Origin of the sequence: Nostoc sp. TCL26-01, from assembly GCF_013393945.1 — a bacterium.
Classification (GTDB): Bacteria; Cyanobacteriota; Cyanobacteriia; order Cyanobacteriales; family Nostocaceae; genus Trichormus.
In genome coordinates this window covers 5065453-5085524 of the sequence record NZ_CP040297.1, presented here as the reverse complement: position 1 = coordinate 5085524, position 20072 = coordinate 5065453, and the positions used below count along the sequence as shown (strand labels likewise).

At 39.0% G+C, this 20072-nt stretch carries 14 protein-coding genes; 7 read left to right on the top strand and 7 right to left on the bottom strand.

Going from position 1 to position 20072, the window contains the following annotated elements; all coding sequences use genetic code 11:
• Positions 1–78 precede the first annotated feature (78 nt).
• The 4 genes from FD725_RS21975 to FD725_RS21960 all read left to right on the top strand — a co-directional run bounded on the left by FD725_RS21975 (position 79) and on the right by FD725_RS21960 (position 3667).
• Positions 79–1857, top strand: coding sequence for a hybrid sensor histidine kinase/response regulator (locus tag FD725_RS21975; RefSeq protein WP_179050115.1), 1779 nt, complete (start codon positions 79–81; stop codon positions 1855–1857).
• Positions 1858–1954: 97 nt separating this feature from the next.
• On the top strand, positions 1955–2836 hold the full coding sequence (gene truB, locus FD725_RS21970; RefSeq protein ID WP_179050114.1) for a tRNA pseudouridine(55) synthase TruB: 882 nt from the start codon (positions 1955–1957) through the stop codon (positions 2834–2836).
• Between the two features lie 44 nt (positions 2837–2880).
• Complete coding sequence (locus tag FD725_RS21965) at positions 2881–3246, top strand: Lin0512 family protein (protein WP_179050113.1); 366 nt, start codon at positions 2881–2883, stop codon at positions 3244–3246.
• A 37-nt stretch (positions 3247–3283) separates the two neighbouring features.
• Positions 3284–3667: a nuclear transport factor 2 family protein gene (locus FD725_RS21960; protein WP_179050112.1), complete on the top strand. Its 384-nt coding sequence runs from the start codon at positions 3284–3286 to the stop codon at positions 3665–3667.
• Positions 3668–4660: 993 nt separating this feature from the next.
• On the opposite strand, the gene FD725_RS21955 is transcribed toward FD725_RS21960, so the two are convergent.
• From FD725_RS21955 to FD725_RS21940, 4 genes are all read right to left on the bottom strand, one after another.
• Entirely contained in the window at positions 4661–4867 is a 207-nt protein-coding gene (locus FD725_RS21955) for a hypothetical protein (protein WP_179050111.1), read from the bottom strand.
• 268 nt (positions 4868–5135) lie between these two features.
• The gene (locus FD725_RS21950; RefSeq protein WP_179050110.1) at positions 5136–7304 is read right to left on the bottom strand and encodes a peptidase domain-containing ABC transporter; all 2169 of its coding nucleotides are present in this window, start codon (positions 7302–7304) and stop codon (positions 5136–5138) included.
• A 129-nt stretch (positions 7305–7433) separates the two neighbouring features.
• Complete coding sequence (locus FD725_RS21945; protein ID WP_179050109.1) at positions 7434–9260, bottom strand: HlyD family efflux transporter periplasmic adaptor subunit; 1827 nt, start codon at positions 9258–9260, stop codon at positions 7434–7436.
• Positions 9261–9758: 498 nt separating this feature from the next.
• Positions 9759–10370, bottom strand: a complete 612-nt coding sequence (locus FD725_RS21940; protein WP_179050108.1) for a hypothetical protein — start codon at positions 10368–10370, stop codon at positions 9759–9761.
• Positions 10371–10740: 370 nt separating this feature from the next.
• Between FD725_RS21940 and FD725_RS21935 the strand changes: the two genes are divergently transcribed.
• Entirely contained in the window at positions 10741–11592 is an 852-nt protein-coding gene (locus tag FD725_RS21935; protein WP_179050107.1) for a sulfurtransferase, read from the top strand.
• Positions 11593–11690: 98 nt separating this feature from the next.
• Here the strand turns inward: FD725_RS21935 and FD725_RS21930 are convergent, their stop codons facing one another.
• The gene (locus FD725_RS21930) at positions 11691–12737 is read right to left on the bottom strand and encodes a sulfonate ABC transporter substrate-binding protein (protein WP_179050106.1); all 1047 of its coding nucleotides are present in this window, start codon (positions 12735–12737) and stop codon (positions 11691–11693) included.
• 43 nt (positions 12738–12780) lie between these two features.
• Positions 12781–13536 carry a dienelactone hydrolase family protein gene (locus FD725_RS21925; protein WP_179050105.1) on the bottom strand — a complete coding sequence of 252 codons (756 nt, stop codon included), beginning with the start codon at positions 13534–13536 and terminating at the stop codon, positions 12781–12783.
• A gap of 716 nt (positions 13537–14252) precedes the next feature.
• On the opposite strand from FD725_RS21925, the gene FD725_RS21920 reads away from it, so the two are divergent.
• Positions 14253–17252, top strand: a complete 3000-nt coding sequence (locus tag FD725_RS21920) for a COR domain-containing protein (RefSeq protein WP_179050104.1) — start codon at positions 14253–14255, stop codon at positions 17250–17252.
• A 359-nt stretch (positions 17253–17611) separates the two neighbouring features.
• On the top strand, positions 17612–18433 hold the full coding sequence (locus FD725_RS21915) for a RodZ family helix-turn-helix domain-containing protein (protein WP_179050103.1): 822 nt from the start codon (positions 17612–17614) through the stop codon (positions 18431–18433).
• 77 nt (positions 18434–18510) lie between these two features.
• On the opposite strand, the gene gatA is transcribed toward FD725_RS21915, so the two are convergent.
• Positions 18511–19968: an Asp-tRNA(Asn)/Glu-tRNA(Gln) amidotransferase subunit GatA gene (gene gatA / locus FD725_RS21910; protein ID WP_179050102.1), complete on the bottom strand. Its 1458-nt coding sequence runs from the start codon at positions 19966–19968 to the stop codon at positions 18511–18513.
• Positions 19969–20072: the final 104 nt, after the last annotated feature.

Below are 20072 nucleotides of genomic sequence, written 5' to 3'. Positions count from 1 at the left end.
TATTTTAGTTTTTCCTTAGAATTATGTAACAAATCACAATCTAAATCCGTGGGAGCTAAAATTTCTCCCTGTTATTCTATGTTAGATACATGGACGCTACTCATCATTGATGATTGTGCAGCAGATCGCAAAATATATCGTCGTTATCTTCTGAAAGATCCACACCAGTCTTACCAGATTTGGGAGGCAGATTGTGCAGCAGAAGCGATCGCTTTATGTCAGGAAAAGCACTTTGATGTGATTTTGCTGGATATTTGCTTGCCTGATATGAGTGGGCTAGAACTTTTAGATCAACTCAAACAGTATATGTTTACGGCTCCTGCACCTGTGGGTGTAATAGTCTTAACAGGGCGTGGTGATGAAGAAATCGCTGTGCAAGCGATGAAGCGAGGTGCGTTAGATTATTTAGTTAAACAACAACTTAAACCCGATGTATTACAACCAGCAGTCCGTAATGCCATCAAGCAATTATGGTTGCAGACTCAATTAAACAAAACTCAAGAACGACAGCGCCTCATTGCCACAACTGCCTTACGAATTCGCCAATCTTTAAACTTAGAGGAAATACTACACACCGTTGTATCAGAAATACAACAACTTTTGAAAAGCGATCGCCTCTGGCGCGGTGTCAGCCATCGCGTTATGGTCTATCAGTTTACCTCAGACACAAGCGGTAAGATAGTCGCCTCCTCCGTTGACTCCAGCCAAATTGCGGGAATGTGCTTTTGCGTCACTTCTCCAATAGATAATAGCCTGCAATGTATTTGCTATGAAGGGGATTGGGGATTGGGAATTGGGGACAAATCAATTCAAAATTCAAAATTCAAAATTCAAAATGAAGGAAGGGGACAAGGAGATAAGGAGATAATTCTTTCCCCCCATCCCCCCCTCTCCCCCTCTCCCGATCCCCTCTCCCCAATACCTCATCTAGTAGTTCCCATTAATATTAATAACAGTGGCACTACTAAGCTTTGGGGTTTGTTGATTGCTCATCACGATTCAGACACGCGACAATGGCAAGCTGATGATGTAGAAATGCTCTCGGAAGTTTCAGTGCAACTAGCGATCGCTATTCAACAAGCAGAATTACTGGCTAAAACTCAAGCAGCCCTGAAAAAAGAACAGCAACTCAACGCTTTAAAATCCCAAATCATTGCTACAGTTTCCCACGAGTATCGGACACCGTTAACTTCCATCTTGGCAGCAGCATCAACACTAGTCAAACATGGCCAGCAACTAGATGAATCTAAACAGCAAAAGTTTATGCACATTATTGAGCAAAAAGCAAGATATATGTCTGAACTTGTGGACAGTATGCTTTTAGTTGATCAGATGGATTTAGCTCCAGCCAAGTTTAAGCCTATCTCACTTGATTTGCAGCAATTCTTCTGGGAACTCATCGAACAAGAGAGAGAAGTTTTAGGGAAAAATCACGAAATAATAGGGAAAATTACTGGAAGTATTACAGAATTTTGGGGCGATCGCGGACTTTTACAACAAATATTTGTTAATTTAATATCCAACGCCGTTAAGTATTCTCCAGATGGCGGTACGATAGAATTCCATCTCATTGACCAGGAATCACAAGTCATATTTCACATCACAGATCAAGGAATTGGCATACCACCAGGAGAACAAGAAAACCTCTTTCAATCTTTGAGTCGTGGCAGTAATGTTGGTACAATCTCCGGCACAGGCTTAGGACTAGCGATCGCAAAAGCTTGTGTTGATTTACACGGCGGTGATATCAACCTGTCCAGCCAAATAGGACAAGGAACAACAGTAACAGTCAGCTTACCAAAGCAAATCAACACATGGGGAGCAAGAGTTTCTCCCGTTGAGGTGAGTGCTGAGTGAGGGAGTGAGGGAGTGAGGGAGTGAGAGAGTAACAATTGCTATTGACTATTGACTAATGACTATTGACTATTGACTAATGACTAATGACCATTGACCAATGACCAACGGTTTTATCAATCTCAACAAACCCTTTGATTGGACTTCCCACGACTGTGTGGCGCGGGTGCGAAAACTGCTGCGTCTTAAACGTGTGGGACACGCAGGAACTTTAGATCCCGCCGCTACTGGTGTGTTACCAATTGCATTGGGTAAAGCTACCAGATTATTGCAGTATCTCCCAGGCGACAAAGCTTATCAAGCGACTATTCGTTTGGGTGTGCGTACCACAACCGATGATTTACAAGGCGAAATCATTACTTCCCAACCTATCACGGGATTGAGTTTAGCCGATGTGGAAACTGCACTGACAAAATTTATCGGGAAGATTGAGCAAATACCGCCAATTTATAGTGCTATTCAAGTTGCAGGACAACGTCTGTATGATTTGGCACGTAAAGGTGAAACAATAGACGTGCCATCACGAATAGTAGAAATTTTTAAGATAGAGATTTTAGATTGGAGAGAAGGAGATTTTCCCGAATTAGATGTGGCGATCGCCTGTGGTAGTGGTACATATATTAGAGCGATCGCTCGTGATTTAGGTGCTGTGTTCAATACTGGCGGAACTCTCGCTGCTTTAACTCGCACACATAGCAGTGGTTTTGATTTAACCAATGCTCTCACCTTGACAGACTTAGAAACTCAACTGCAAGCTAACACATTTCAACTAGTCTCTCCTGATGCACCTTTACAACATTTACCCGCAGTGACGTTACCAACCATCTCTGCACAAAAATGGTGTCAAGGACAGCGAATTTCCCTCACTCCGGAAATGACTAGTAAAGTCCGAGTCTACACAGATGAAACTCGTTTTTTAGGTATTGGCGAATTCGCAGAAGGTGTATTAATTCCCCAGATGGTTTTTGAACCAGTTTCTTGATGAATTGGGCATACAGTAAAGAGTGAAGATTTGAGGAGTGAGGTGTGGCTTTAAAGCGTTTGATTATTGAAATGGGGATGGGAGTAGATCAGCATGGACAAGAACCGACAGTAGCAGCAGCAAGGGCTGTGCGTAATGCGATCGCACATAATGCTTTACCCGGTGTTTGGGAAGTCGCTGGTTTAAGTCATCCCAATGAAATGATTGTCGAGGTTCAGATAGCAGTACCCTATCCTGAACAAGTCAGAGAAGAAGAAGTACTAGCTGTATTACCTTTCGGGCGCAAAAGCCTGACTGTGGAATCTGGCGGTATGGTAGTTCAAGGGCGTGCTATCCCGGAACTTCAAGATAAAAATGATGAGATGCTAGTAGCGATCGCATCTGTAACAGTTTTAGTGGAAATTAATTAATTATTCTCGCTTGTCAACTATCAACAGAACGAAAATCATGCCACACGAAACCATTGAACAGGTGATTGCTGCCTACTTTGCCAATATTGCCGCGATGAATCCAGAAGGCTGGATAGATAACTTTGCTGAAGATGCTGTGAGTCACGATCCTGTGGGAGAACCACCCACAAAGGTTCATGAAGGATATCAACAATTCATCGGACAATTGCAGGCGGTGTTTGCGAAACTGGAGGCGACAACCGAGCATATATTTATTGCTGCTAATGAAGCCGCAGTTAAGTGGACAATGTCTGGAGTTAGTAAGAGTGGTAAATCAGTAACATTTGCCGGCATTACAATTTTTGAGGTTAATGCAGCAGGGAAAATACAAACGACTCGTGCTTATTGGCATCCAGCACAGATGATTGCCCAACTACGTTAGTATGACAAAAGATAAAAGTAAAGTTTACATTTTACTTTTATCTTTTATCTTTTGACTATTTAACAGTGAACAGTTATCAATGAACAGTTATCAGTCAAGATAATTGAATCAGCGTTAACTGATAACTGATAACTGATAACTGATTTAAATCCCCCACCATACGTCGTTAGGACTCTTCACTGATAACTGGTAACTGATAACTGATAACTGATTTAAAACTCCTGTTCTTCTTCATAAAACCAAATTTCAGCCAATAAACTTAAGCCAATTAGCCAAAAAAAGGCAAAAACCGTCCATAAAAATATTCCCATCATTTCTATTACCTCCACAAACCAAAACTATTGGTATTTCGACTTGGTTAAGTAAGATTGAAACATCATCCTCTAAGAGGACGCTTGAAAAGTCTGTTTCTTTGTCATGTTGAATGCAGCGTAGCGGAATGAAACATCTCGGTATCTGCCACAAAACCTAGATTCTTCCTGACGCGGAGCGTAAGGAAGAATGACATTTTTATACATAATGAAACTTTTCAAACATCATCTAACTAAAAGTCATAAATTTCCTAGTCATAGCCTGTTTGGCTGATTACTGAATAATCAAACTTGCTCTTGTAGCCAATTAACAACCCAATATATGTTGATATGTTGGGTGGCACTGCACTCTACCCAATCTACAACTACAACTTAAAACCCAAGTTAATTATTACCGAAAATTCCCAAAATTATTTACATAGTTAATAAAAATAAACCAAATAAGGCTTTGCGTACGATCTATCAGACTCCTATTTGCTTTCTATCCTCTAATTAAAAATGTAGGCTGGGTTGCGCTCTACCCAACCTACATTTTTTTGGCTTACGTAAGTCTTAAAGTTAAAGGCAGATATTATATTGACTATCTACCCTGACTAATTCTGCCTTATCTGTCTAATATTTTATCAAAAAATATCAGACTTTCTAAGACTAATGAAATTTGAGGAAAATGTAACTAGCATTTTCAACTTAGTTTGCGAACACTAACAATTGCAAAACTTCTAATTCTGTAACGACGAACACCAGTAGAAGAAGTATCTGAAGAGGAAAAATTATCGTCATCATCATCGCTTGTACCTGTATCTTCAGACAATCTTCCACCAGCTAGAAGTTGCTGTTGTTCTGCGGAAAGATCCATCATTAAATCATTGGTGGTCATTTGAGTAAGCATAAACTATTTACCTCACTTGAGTATATAGGTGTGTCATCACCTATGTTTCTATTATTAGGTCTTTTATGATGATTTAAATTATCCTAAAGTCAGAAAATAAAATAATATATTTACTTCTTTAGAACCATGAATTTTTTATATTTGATCTGGCTAATTCTTATTGTTTTTTGTTTTTCAAAACCAATTAAAATAATATTTATATATAAAAAAAGGTATACAATAGTATACCTCTAAAAATTTATATTTAATATTATTTTTTAACTTGACATTACACAGATAAAAACTTCAAATGTTCTCCTGGTAAAGCAAGAAAATCATCTAAAGTACCTTGTAATTGTACTTGACCTTGATCTAGTAAGACAATCCAATCAGCCCGATGAATTACACTAGGACGATGAGTAATCAGAATTGTAGTTTTACCTTGACGGGATGCTAAAAGCCGATCTAAAACTTGAGTTTCGCTTACTGGGTCGAGTCCAGCTGTTGCTTCATCGAGAATTAATACAGGTGGATGAGTTAAAATACCTCTAGCGATCGCTAATCTTTGTCTTTGTCCTCCAGAGAGGTTTGCACCAAATTCTCCTAACACTGTTTGATATTTATTAGGTAGTTGACTAATAAAACTATCAGCATCAGCAATATGACAAGCTGTCACAATTTCTTCAAAAGAAATATGCGGTGTTCCTAAACGAAAGTTATCTAAAATTGAGCGACTCCAGAAATGAGGTTCCTGGGGTACATAAACTACTTGTTGTCGCAAACAATCAAGCGCAAGGTCTTGAATATTATAGAAACCAATGCGAATATTACCAGAATTGGGTTGATATAAACCTGCCATGAGTTTCGCTAAAGAACTTTTACCACAGCCTGATTTACCAATCACAGCAATAACTTTTCCTCCTGGTAGCTTGAGAGAAAAATCTTCTAATAGGTCAACTCTACCAGGATGATGAAAATTGATGTGAGAAAAACGAATATCTGCATCACTAGATATTTGAGCAACAGGTTTTTGCGTCGTTTCATCTACTTCTGGAGTTGCATCAATAACTTCTAAAAGGCGAGACACAGCAGTTTGAGAACGAAAATATTCATCAACTAAACCGACTAAAGAGCTAATTAATGCCAAAACATTAATCTGAAGGGCATTAATCGCCAACATTTGTCCGATACTGATATTGCCTTGAATGACAAAAATACTCCCTAGTCCCAGTAAAACTACACCGCCAATAGTCGAGAGAAACTTAGCAATAGTATTGTTAATAATGCCTATTTGAATAGTAGTAAATGTGAGATTAGCTAAACGACCAAAACGATTTTGTAATTCATCCCAAAATTGCGGTGCTGCATTTGTAGTTTTTAGTACTTGTGCGCCTTTAAATGTTTCTACTAACACCCCTTGATTTTCTGAACCTAAAACTAAAAGACTGCGAGTTTTTTGCTGCAATATCGGTAAGAGAGGCAATGTTGACAAACTCATCAATGCACCGATAAATATCACTGCTAAAGATAGTTGCCAACTATAAAACAGCATTAAACTAAAAGAAATTACCGCAATAAAAAACTGGCTAGGTAAAAGCACAACAATCTGAGATACTAACTGGTTAATTTCATTAATATCTCGCAATCTGCTAGTGATTTCTCCACTACGCCGAGCTTCATAGTAAGACAATGGTAATTGTAAAATTCTCCGCCCAAATTCTAAAACTAAACTTAATTGCAGCCGTTGACTAAAATGAGCAATCATCGTGGATTCTAATACTTGCAAGCCACTACTAAATAAATTCATCATCACAACGGCTGTGACCACCACAGTTAATAGTTGAGTATCTCCCCGAACTAGAACATCATCTGTCAGCAATTGAATAAGTACAGGCGCACCCAAAGCTAATACACCCAAGACAATATTTAGCATCAAAACTTGAGATAATAGCCCACGATAAGGCAAAATGCGCTGAAGAAAACGTGTAAATCCTGGTTGTGGTTTTTCATGTGGTTGTTGAAAAAAGCGCTGATGATCTAGCTCAATTAAGAGCATGACTCCATTCCAAGCATCTGCTAATTCTTCTTTATGAATATAACGAATACCTACTGCTGGATCGGCAATGACATATTTTCTGCCATGTTTGCCATGTAAAACTACCCAATGATAGCCCCGCCAATGAATAATTGCTGGTAGTTTAATTTCCTTGATTCTATCTAAAATAGCTGGTGAAGCTTTCACTGCTCTAGCATTAAAACCTAGATTTTCAGAGCCGCGTTTTAGTCCTAACAAAGTTGTACCTAATTGTCCAGTTCCTACTGCTTCTCGGCTTTTATTCATGCTTAAGAAGCGTCCATAATGTCTACAAATTGCAACTAGACAAGCAGCGCCACAATCTTCTTCACTTAACTGCAAAACAGAGGGATATTTTTTGGATGATTTGAATAAGCCAAACATGGTAATAATTAGTTATTAGTCAGTAGTCAATAGTCAATGGTCAATAGTCAATAGTCAATAGTCATTAGTCATTAGTCAACAGTCAAAATTATTTTCCCCTTGTCCCCTTGTCTCTCACTCCCTCACTCATCACAAATCGGCAATTAATCTGGCTTTTCTGAGAATGAATTGCATGACTGTTTCTTGGCGAGAAATAATATCGGCGCGTCCTTCCATTCCTGATTTAAGTTGACATTGCTTGTCAGCTTTACCGACGTATGGTGTTTGTGGTTCAATAGTTACTTCATAAGCAGTTTTATTAGCATTATTAACAGTATTTGCTGATGTATTTGTCACAATTGGTAAAGCATCTGGAGCAATGGTTTTCACTATTCCTTTGAGAGTACCGTAGTCTGGATATGGACAAGCGGAAACTTGCATTTGGACTTGTTGACCGGGTTTGATTTTGTTAATATCTTGAGACTGAACATTAGCTTTAATTTGGATTGGTGCATTTATGGGAGCAATTTGGGCGATCGCATCACTTGGTTGTACAATTTGACCAGGGTTACGAAGGTTTAATTGCAGCACTGTACCCGCAATAGGAGCGCGAATTATACTCTGACTTAAATCATTTTCTAGCTGTTGTAATTCTTTGCTAGTTCTATCTAGTTGTTTTTGAAATTCTAGGCGTTGTTGCAGTAGAGTCTCTTTTTCTTTCTTCAACGCGGCTAAAGTAACTTCTCCCTTTGCCTGTTCTTGCTGAATTCTTTGAGATGCGACGGTGACAGTATAATTATTGGGAGCAATTTCCGTTTTCGCCTTAGCGAGATTTGTTTGAGCAACTATTAAAGCTTGGCCTTTTTCGTCTACGAGATTTTTAGCATTAGCCTTGGCTTGTTCAAGTTTAGCTTGTGCCGAGATGACAGCTTGGTCTTTTTCTTCCAGGAGATTCTTCGCATTAGCCTTGGCTTGTTCCAATTTCGCCTCCGCCGAGATGACAGCTTGGTCTTTTTCTTCCAGGAGATTCTTCGCATTAGCCTTGGCTTGTTCCAATTTCGCCTCCGCCGAGATGACAGCTTGGTCTTTTTCCTCAAAGAAATTGCGAGCGATCGCTCCTGATGCTACTATCGGTTGTAATCTAGCTCGTTGCACTCTAGCTAAAGTCAAAGCTGCCTCTGCTTCGTCTACAGTTGCAGTTAAAACTTTTTCTCGTTGCAATCTATCTTGTTGTGTTTTAGCTAGTCTTAAAGCTGTTTCTGCTTCCTCTATAGTTGCTGTTAAAAATTTTTCCTGTTTTAACCTTTGTCTTTGCGTTCTCGCTAAATTCAAGGCTACTTCCGTTTCCTGTACAGTGGCTTGTAAAAGTTTTTCTCTTTGTAATCGGTCTTTTTGCGCCCTTGCCAAAGTTAAAGCTGATTGTGCTTGCGTCATATCTGCTATAGCTTTAATTTGCTGGTCTGCATAGTTGCGTTGTGTACCACTGAGTTCAGCTTGAGCAGATATATTCGTCTGGTTATTTAAGTTAGTTTGTGCTGCAAGTTGCACATCTATTTCTCCTAGTTGAGCATCTATTTTATTTAGTTGTAATTGACTCTGCTGAATCATATTTTTTAGTTGACTTTTCTGGGTTTGCAGTCGGGAATCATCAATATAAGCAATAGCTTCTCCCTCAGTTACTATTTGATTTTCTTTAACAGCGATTTTTTGAATTTTCCCACTAATCGGTGATTGCACAACCCGTAGTTCTCCCACTGGACGCAGGGTAGCTGGCACTTTCACAGTCACGTTGTATTTAAAAACAAATGCTAACGCCACTCCAGCTATAAAAATACTCAAGATAACTCCCCCACCAATACTTATCCATTTACCAATGTGGGGAAGAAAATCGTTAGCTTCTAATATAGGCAGATGTTCGGTAATCTGCTCATTTGACCGATGCCAAAAATCATTTTCTCGACGATGTAAGGTGTTCACAATGTTGCACCTTTCGTATGTGAATATAATATGTAATTTGATTTTTATTCGCGTAGCTAAATTACTTGCTTAAATGTAGGTTGGGTTGACTTTAGGAAACCCAACACCAAGATATCGGTTAAGCTTTCAGTATCTATGTTGAGTTGCGCTGCGCTTAACCAAACCTACATCTGCTACATCTGCCATATCTGTGGCTTGTGAGAAATGCAGGATCTCTATTTAACAGAATACCTGTAAATTTAAGAATAACGACCTCTGCAATAATGATTGCAGATAATTACAGTTAGACCGATATTTAATAAAGAAATAACTGAAATATATAAATTTGCTTGACATAATTCCAGCCTCAGTTATGTGATTAGTTTAAGCCTCATCTCAGAACTTAACTATAAGCACTGTCTGCTAGTAATTCATAAATCTAAAGACATAAATCAGACTTATATTGTTACTACTTGCAGTAGTAGTAAAATTCCTTAAGTTGATTATTGATTATCAAATTTATAAGCCATCCCATTGAAATTCAGCTAAAATTAATAAGCATAAAGCCATCACAGCACCAGTAGTTAAAAACTGCCAAGCCATAATGTAAGGCAGTAAAAAAATTAATAGTAGATGCAGCATCCCTGTAAAAATTAAAGCCCGCGATCGCACACCCAATCCTGTACATAAGTAGCCAATTGTACTCAATCCTAACCACAGCGAACACAAATTTAATAGTATCCCACTCCAACCCATAAAAATACTGACATCGGTTAAAATTATACCAAAAAGTAACAATATTACCCAGCAAGATAATACCCATCTCACCTGTCTAATGCTTACCCAGTACTTAGTCCAACTGACCATGATAGTAATACCAATACAACTTAATATTGACCAGAGAGTCGCTTGTAAACTCCAACTAAGAGGCAAAAACTGAGCAGTAAAAAACATCGGGATAATTAATAAACTCCAAACTATACAAGCTTGATCTACACGAGTATAAAAAGTTGAATACAGTTTAGTGTTACCAATCTGCCAGTCAACATACACAAGTCCTTCTAGTTCATCAACATCGATATTTGTTTGTTTACGCCGTAAAATTGGCTCTGAGAAATCAAATAAACTCATTTTTTAAAAAACTGAATTTTTAAACCAATAATTGTTTTGGTTTATTTCTATCTAAACGTAATTAAACTGTGTCCAAACTCTTTCTAGAGTCATAAATCTAACTATGTTTGCTCAAGCAGAATCTATTTGATTTTTAAAAACCTCAGTACAAATTGCCTCCAAAAATAAATGTAGAGACGTTGCATTGCAACATCTCTACTGTTCCCTGTTCCCTATCACTTCTTTTTGTGTTACCTGTTACCTGTTCCCTACCTACACAAGAAATTTCAATAATCAAGTCGGATTCGTATAGTTCTGTGACTTTTAAGCCAAAATGTCAATTTATTGGAGGCGATAATGACAACTGACACGATAACAGAAAAATGAAAACGTGGATACAAACCTCCTAATTTCTCCTCAGAAACTCACGTTACTGTTAGTAGGAAATTCATCACAAATAGTTGTTATAGATACACGTACTCCTGAAGAATATGCTATTTCACATATTCCTAAATCTATTAATATTCGAGATTTCTTCACTTATCTTTTAGAGGATTCTTCCCCAGCAGGATTTAAAAAATTACAAGAGTATTTTGCAGAAATTATGAGTCGGGTAGGTATATGCGGTAAAGAACGGTTAATTGTCTATGAAGATACTTTAGATAGAGGTTATGGTCAATCTTGTCGAGCCGCTTTTCTACTCAAGTATTTGGGATGTCCTCAAGTCTCTGTATTGCATGGTGGATATCAAGGCTGGCTAGCTGCTGGCTTACCCACAACAGATGAAGTCCCAGAACGTGAAAGCAGCATTTTTAGACTCCATCCCCAGTCTGAAATGATGGTGACTACAACCGAGATGTTGCAAGCACTTGATAACCCATCAATTATAAAATTAGATGTGCGCGATCGCCCAGAATGGCACGGCTTAAGTTCTTCTCCCTATACACCTGATTTTTGCCCCCGCAAAGGTAGAATCCCTAACTCTGTATGGCTAGAATGGCATCGTCTGATGGACTATACATCAGGAATTCCCTTATTTCGTTCCCCAGCAGAAATCTTAGAAATTTGTCAATCAGTGAGTATTAATACTGATTCTATCGTATATATCTACTGCTTTAAAGGTTCTAGAGCCGCAAATACACTTATTGCTCTTAGCATAGCTGGAATTAATGCTAAAAATTATTTTGGTTCCTGGAATGAATGGTCACGTGATTTTTCATTACCTATAATTGATGGTGAATAAAGACATGATTAATTACATCTTTATTCACCAATAGTTTTGACCGAAAACTCTTCAGAAATCTATTGATTGACAACTGTCTAATTTTTAAATCAACACCGCTATTTCTGACTAATAGTTGCTGGGGTAATAGCTGCGTATTGTTCCGTAGTTAGCATTGCTTCTTTGATTTCAATCCGTTTAGGAATCACCTTTTCTTGAGCAAATAAATCAGCAATCTTTTGTTGTCCTGCCATAATTTCTGGAGTAATCGGTCTTAAGCCATAAGTCCGCCGTTTTACCATTGTAGTTAAGATATCTGGTTCTAGTTTGAGATGAGGTGCAGTTAATTTAACAACTTCTTCTGGATTTTTTTCAGCCCATTTACCAATATTATCTATTTCCTCCAAAACTAATCTTACCAACTCTGGATTTTCTGTGGCAAACTTGCGGGCAGCCATGTAATATCCACCTTGAGTAGCAATACCACTAGCATTTCTTAGTATCCTGGCTTGAGATAATTTCTGTGCTAAGGCTAGGTTAGGGTCCCAAGTTACCCAAGCATCTATTTTACCTTGAATAAAAGCGCCACGTGCTTCTGTCGGTGGCATACTAATTGGTTGGATATCACTGTATTTTAAACCAGCTTCCTCTAGGGCTTTTATTAATAAGTAATGAGAGGCAGAACCTTTTTGAAAAACAATTTTTTGCCCTTTCAAATCAGCTAAAGTCCGAATGGGTGAATTCTTCTGGACAACAATTCCACTACCTTGACTATTTCCAGGTTTATTACTAGCAATATAAACCAATGATGTCCCTGCCGCTTGAGCAAATATCGGGGGAGTTTCACCAACCGAACCAATATCTACTCTCCCTACATTCATCGCTTCCATTAATTGAGGGCCTGCGGCAAATTGCGCCCATTCAACAGAAACACCCAAAGGTTGCAATCGTTTTTCTATGACTCCTTTTAGTCTCACGATATCGCCAGGACTTTGATATCCCATCCGCACAACTTTAGTCGTAAAACCAGTAGTTTTATTTGCTGCTGTGGGAGTGTTAACTGAGCAACTGGTTAATGTAGTTGCCAGAGTAAATAAGCCAGGAACAATAAACAATGAAACGCGCTGGAAGATATTAATTTTTAGTGATTTGGCTGAAGTGATCATTGTTTTTAAAAGCTAGGAAAAATCAGAAACGGTATGATTGAATTTAAACTGTCTGAAGTTGGAGGGTTTTTTGGAAGAGTTCAAGAACTTTTTGCCAAGCATCAGTCGCCGCTTCAGGGTTATAGCTAGCACGATGATTGCAGAAAAAGCCGTGTCCCGCGCCAGGATAGCGGAAGATAGCATGAGGAATCTGATATTTCTTTAATTCAGCTTCTATTTGTTGTGTCTGTTCTAGGGGAATTCCTTGATCTTCATTACCAAAGAAGGTGTAAATTGGGTTTTTGATTGCTGATGTGTGTCTGATTGTCGGTTCACCACCTCCAGGTGTAGAGTTGGGAATACCGCCACCATAGAAGGATGCTGTAGCTTTGATATCTGCTAAAGTGGCTGCTAGGTAAACAACATGACCACCAAAACAGAAGCCGATAGAACCGATCGCATCTCCTTGCACATTTGCTAAAGTTCTTAAATAGGCTATCGCTGCTTGAATATCACTCAGGATTTCTGCGGCTGTTGTCTGTTCTTTATAGCCTCTCCCACGCTGGATATCTTCGGGGTTGTATCCAGCCTCAAAACCAGGTGCAATACGTTGATACAATGTTGGTGCGATCGCTACATACCCTTCATGAGCAAATCTCTCAGCGACTTCTCGGATGTGAATATTAACACCAAATATTTCTTGAATCACAATCACCCCTGGAAACTTTCCCGGTCTTGTCGGTTCCGCTAAGTAAGCATCGATTTGTAAATCACCATTGGGAACTTTGACGTAATTGGTGCGAATTTCTGTGTTTGTCATTTTAGAAAAAGTCCACTGTTGCTTTAGCCAGCCCTTAAACTACTTAAAATCTATCGATTTACCGTATTTTAAGAGTAGTATTTCATAAACTATTTATAAAGACAAGTCATAGTACTTTTGCACTATCTCACTATTGACCGATCCTGAAGGCGATAGAAGAAAAAACTGACACAAAATTTTTGGGATAAAGTAGGCGGATTTTTGTCGGAGCATCCGCCTATCACAACAAACAACAACACTATGAACTGATTCATCATGGCAGTTAATGAGTGTAGTGCAAAGTACTTAGTTTCTAAAATTTCATGCAAGCTATGCGTAAATTACATATTTGCATTGGGGATGGGGAAGATAATGGACTCTCATTCAAGCCCTACACAAATCCTGTGATATCAATTTCAATAATCTTGGTGACACATTAATAACTCTCAGAAATATCGATTGAAGATGAATTAAGGACAATAGCAAGGGAATTTTACTCAAGCAATTCTGGATACAAGCTACATTATTAGTTAGCTCAGTTACTCTGCTGCGTGTACAAGAGGATATCTGAAAAGTACTATACTTACAGACCCCCTATGGAGAGATGCTTTGAACCCTCCCTTAGGGATTAAGGGGTTAGGCTTCATTTCATCAGACACATAGTTCAACAAAATACTGATCAGATATGCTCAAAGCAGCAATTCGTCGTTACACATTGTCTCTGTAATCATATCTAAATGACTAACGAAGAACTGCTACAAATTATTGAACAAGCAGCCAGGGAGAAAGTGACCGTATTAGACCTCTCTGGGAAAGGTTTAACAACGCTTCCAGCAGAGATTAATCAACTTTCTTGTCTCAGTCTGTTTAAACTCAGTAAAAATCAACTGATGGTGTTGCCAGCAGAGATTAGCGAACTTTCCAATCTCAGTCAGCTTTACCTCAGCTACAATCAACTGACGACGTTCCCAAAGGAGATTAGTAAACTTTCCAACCTCAGTCAACTTTACCTCAGTTATAATCAACTGACGACGCTACCACCGGATATTGGTCAACTTTCTCGTCTCAGTCGGCTTAAACTGAGTAAAAATAAACTAACAACACTGCCCTCGGAAATTGGTCAACTTTGCTACCTAAGTCAGCTTGAACTAGTTGATAATCAATTAACAACGCTACCCCCAGAAATTGGGCAACTTTCTCGCCTTAATTATCTCTACCTTAGTAGCAATCAACTGACAACACTACCACCGGAGATTGGTCAACTTTCTCGTTTGAGTCACCTTTATCTCATTGGCAATCAACTGACGACACTACCACCGGAGATTGGTCAACTTTCTCGTTTGAGTCACCTTTATCTCATTGGCAATCAACTGACGACACTACCACCGGAGATTGGTCAACTTTCTCGTTTGAGTCATCTTTATCTTAGAGACAATCAACTGACAACACTCCCAACACAAATTGGTCAACTGCAACATCTAGAAACTCTTGATCTTGAAAATAATAACTTGATCAATTTGCCACCAGAAATACAGCAATTAACTCAACTTAAACAGCTAAATCTGCGTGGTGAAGGAAACACGAAGTTACAGATTCCAACAGAAGTTTTAGGAGATTTATGGGAAAAATTAGGTGAGCCAGCTAAAATTCTGAGCTATTATTTCTCTCTCCAAGCAGAACCAGATAAACCACTTAATGAAGCTAAAGTATTATTAGTAGGACAAGGTAGTGTAGGTAAAACTTCCTTAATAAAAGGGCTAATTGAAAATATTTACGACCCCCATGAATGTAAGACAGAAGGTATTAACGTCCAGAACTGGCAAGTGATTATTAATCATCAACCCATTCGGTTGAATGTGTGGGATTTTGGTGGACAGGAAATTATGCACGCCACTCACCAATTTTTTCTCACTAAACGCAGTCTGTATTTGTTGGTACTAGATGCTCGTCTGGATGAACGACAAAACGAATTAGAATACTGGCTAAAAATAATTCAAAGCTTTGGTAGTGATTCCCCGATCATTATTGTAGGCAACAAGATTGATCAACATCCCCTAGACATTGACCAAAAAGGACTCCGCGAGAAGTACACAACCATTAAAGATATCGTCTCTGTTTCCTGTGCAACTGGTGCAGGTTTACAGGAATTACGGTCAGTTATTACCCGTGAATTAGCAGCTTTAAAAGATATTCACGATCGCTTACCGAAAAGTTGGTTTCAAGTTAAAAATTGCTTAGAAGAAAAGAAAGAAAGCAAAATTGACTATATTTCCTACAAACAGTATCAAGATTTATGTAATGAAGAGCAAGTTACAAGCGATCGCCACCAATCCACTTTGATTGAACTATTACACAGACTCGGCATTATCCTCAACTTTCGTGATGACGATCGCCTAGAAGACACAAACGTTCTGAACCCAGAATGGGTAACAAATGGTGTATACAAAATACTTAATGACAACCAACTATTAACAATATTTCGAGGCATTTTAGATCGTGAACAACTCAACCGCATCTTATATAGTGCTTGCTATCCCCGAAATAAACAATTATTCATTGTTGATATGATGCAGAAGTTTGAACTCTGCTTTCCTTTAGAAGATGGTAAATGCTTCCTCATCCCCGACTTACTTCCCAAGGGAGAACCAGCCACAGGTAAGTGGCAAAATGTTTTAGCCTTCCAATACCATTACAATGTCCTTCCTAGCAGCATTATTTCTCGTTTCATTGTCAGAATGCACCACCTTGCCGATCAACAAACTTGGTGGCGTAGTGGAATTGTGTTGAAACACCGCGATAATCGTGCCTTAGTAAAAAGCGATCGAGAAGACCAAAAAATCTTCATCTCTATAAGTGGTAATTACTCTGGTAGACGAGAACTATTAGCCATGATTCGTTCCCAATTCGATGCGATTCATCAGACTATTAAAGGACTAATTACTCAAGAAAAAGTGCCTCTCCTTGCTCATCCTCAGATTTTAGTAGACTATACACATTTACTCGATTTAGAAGAGTTGGGTGAGACCAGCTTTATCCCTTCTGGGTTAAAAACAAAAGTTAGTGTCCAACAATTGTTAGATGGTATTGAACCGCGAACACAACGGCGAGAGAGACAGCATGATGACGAATATACTGATTTTGATCCATCTCTAATTACCCGTCAATCTCCATCAATCTTAGAGAAAGAAATTTTTATATCTTATACTTGGCAAGGGGAAAGCGAGGAATTTGTCAATAATTTAGACCAAGTATTACAGTCAAAAGGTATCACTACTGTTCGAGATAAGCGAGATTTAGGATACAAAGGACTAATTAAAGAGTTTATGCAACGAATTGGACGCGGTAAATGTGTGATTACTGTAATTAGCGATCGCTATCTCAAATCACCCAATTGTATGTTCGAGTTAGTCCAAATCGCTAAAAATGGAAACTTTTATAATCGCATTTTTCCTATTGTCTTACAAGATGCAAAAATATATGATCCCATTGACCGTGCAGACTATATCATCCACTGGGAAGCAAAAAGTCGAGAACTAGAAACAAAAATTAAACAATTATCTTCTACTGCCAACGTACCAAGTTTACAGAGGTCTATCAACGAATATACGGAAATCCGAGCCACTATTGATGGATTGGTAGATATTCTGCAAAATATGAATACACTGACAGCTGATATCCATAGCGAATCAGGATTTACAGAATTGCAGCAGGCAATCATAGACCGTTTAGATGAATAATGTATACAAATAGAACAAAAAACGATAAGCTTTGTCCACAGTAGGCAATGACGTTTCGCTTGGCGTAGCGGATCGCAGCCATTAAGGTAAGTTAGTACGGCTAAAACCCTTTTGTCCCCTACGTCTAAACTTTTACTAATATATTTTGGCGATTACCCCATAACTGCGATAATTGCATAAACATCAATAAATCAAACAATTATTCACTAACTTCTAGATGATAATATTCTTCAATTATAATTTCCCACTAAAATAAAACTGAGTACAACAATTTATTAAGGAAATAGTCATAATATTTACTTTACTGAAGTAGTCTCACTGCGGCATAGTAAAAATTAGCTCATATTTAGGAGAAGACAGTGAACCTATTAAATGAGGCTCAACAACAGCAACTCAAAGAAATAAGTAAATATTTAGTCCAGGTAAGACAAGAGCAGTCTATAAGGATAGAAGAAGTAGCTGCTAAAACACATATTAGACTATATTTCTTACAAGCTTTAGATGCTGGAAAATTTGCAGAATTACCTGAGCCTGTTTACATTCAAGGCTTTATCCGGCGGTATGCAGATATTTTAGGCTTAGACGGTCAAGCTTTAGCCAACTCTTTTACCGTCAATCCTCCACCGATTGAATCTCCAAATAATCCGCCAAAATCAGAATCAAAACCCAATATCCGCATCCCCCTATTTATACCCTATCTGGGATTACTAGCAGTTGCAGCGATCGCACTTATTTACATACTCAATCCCAAACTCATATCCCAGTCTCTAGCAAAAAAACAAGCATCCACAGTCACCAAAACCCAACAAACCAAACCTCCAGCAAAAAAGCCAAACTCAGTAGTTACCAACCCCCAACCAGCAACCCCATCACCCATAGCCACATCCCTAACCAATAGCCAAACAGTAACGCCATCACCCACAGCCAACGGGAATCTAGCAGTTACTTTAGAATTACAAGGCAAATCATGGTTACAAGTAAAAGCCGATGGTAAAACTGAGTTTATCGGTGAGTTAAGCAAAGGAGAGCGCAGAACTTGGACAGCCAAGAAACAATTAACTGTCCGTTCTGGTAATGCTGGCGCTGTCTTAGTTTCCGTGAATGAACAACCAGCCAAACCCCTGGGGATTAATGGCGTTGTCAAAGAAGTAACATATACGCCAGAGGTGATTAGTCAATAGTCATTGGTCATTAGTCAATAGTCATTGGTCATTGGTCATTAGTCATTAGTCATTGGTCATTAGTCATTTGTCCTTGTTCATATTTGTGGCTGTTGTAAATGCCAACTGGTAGACTGCTCGTAAGCATAGGCTACTTGTAGTATTTGATCTTCTCGTAGGACTTTGCCAATTAGTTGCAAACCAATTGGCAATCCTTGATCATCAAAGCCACAGGGGACGCTGATACCAGGTAATCCAGCTAGATTGACAGGAATTGTCATCAAGTCTAGTAGATACATACTTAAAGGGTCAGTATTTTTCTCGCCTACTTTAAACGCCGTTGATGGCACTGTCGGACAAGCTAGCACATCAACTTGCTTAAAAGCTTTCTCAAAGTCTTGTTTAATCAGGGTGCGGATTTTTTGAGCTTTCAAATAGTATGCGTCATAATAGCCGGCAGACAAAGCATACGTACCAATCATAATCCGACGCTTAACTTCCGCGCCAAAACCAGTGGAACGAGTCCGTGTGTACATTGATAACAGGTTATCTGCATCAGGTGCGCGGTAACCATATTTAACACCATCGTAACGAGCTAGGTTAGCTGATGCTTCCGATGGGGCGATGATATAGTAACTAGGTACGCCATAACGGAAACTGGGACAGGAAACAATATGAATTTCTGCACCCAGACTTTGTAGTTGGTCAATTGCTTTAGTAACTGCTTGTTCTACAACAGAATCTAAACCTTCGCCAAAAGTTTCTTTGATAATCCCAATGCGCATTTTACCTCTGGCTTTGAGGTCTGGTCTTAAGCTAGCTGCATAGTTAGGAATCTCCACTTTCAGACTGGTAGAGTCTTTAGGATCATAACCGGCGATCGCACTCAACAAAACTGCCGTATCTTCGACTGAGCGTCCAAAAGGGCCAATTTGGTCTAAAGATGAAGCAAACGCCACTAAGCCATAGCGAGAAACTAACCCATAAGTCGGTTTAATTCCCACAACACCACAAAAAGATGCTGGTTGACGGATGGAACCACCAGTGTCAGAACCCACAGAAACCACACATTCCTCCGCCGCTACAGCCGAGGCTGAACCTCCCGAAGAACCACCAGGAACCCGCGACAAATCCCACGGATTGAGAGTGACGTGATAAGCTGAGTTTTCTGTGGAACCACCCATCGCAAACTCATCTAAATTAGTTTTGCCAACAACTACTGCTCCTGCATCAAGTAGCTTTTGTGTCACCGTTGATTCATAAGGCGGCACAAAATTTTCTAACATTCGAGAGGCGCAAGTAGTGGGAATCCCTTTCGTACACAGATTATCTTTAACGCCAATGGGAATTCCCGCCAACAAACCAATTTCTTCACCTGCCGCTATCTTGGCATCCACAGCACTAGCCTGCTCTAACGCCTTCTGTGCTGTTACGTGTAAGAAACTATGCAATTTTGGCTCTAGAGTTTGAATACGGTCTAAAGTTTCTTGGGTAATTTCAACAGCAGAACGTTCTTTTTTTACTAGTTGTTCGTGCAACTCGCGGATGGATGCCATGATTGCTCTTAGTAGGGACTCAAGTCATTGATTTTAGTACATTTGTGAAGAATTGAGTATAGGGTGTAGGGTAGAAGACAAGGGGATGAATCAATTCAACATCC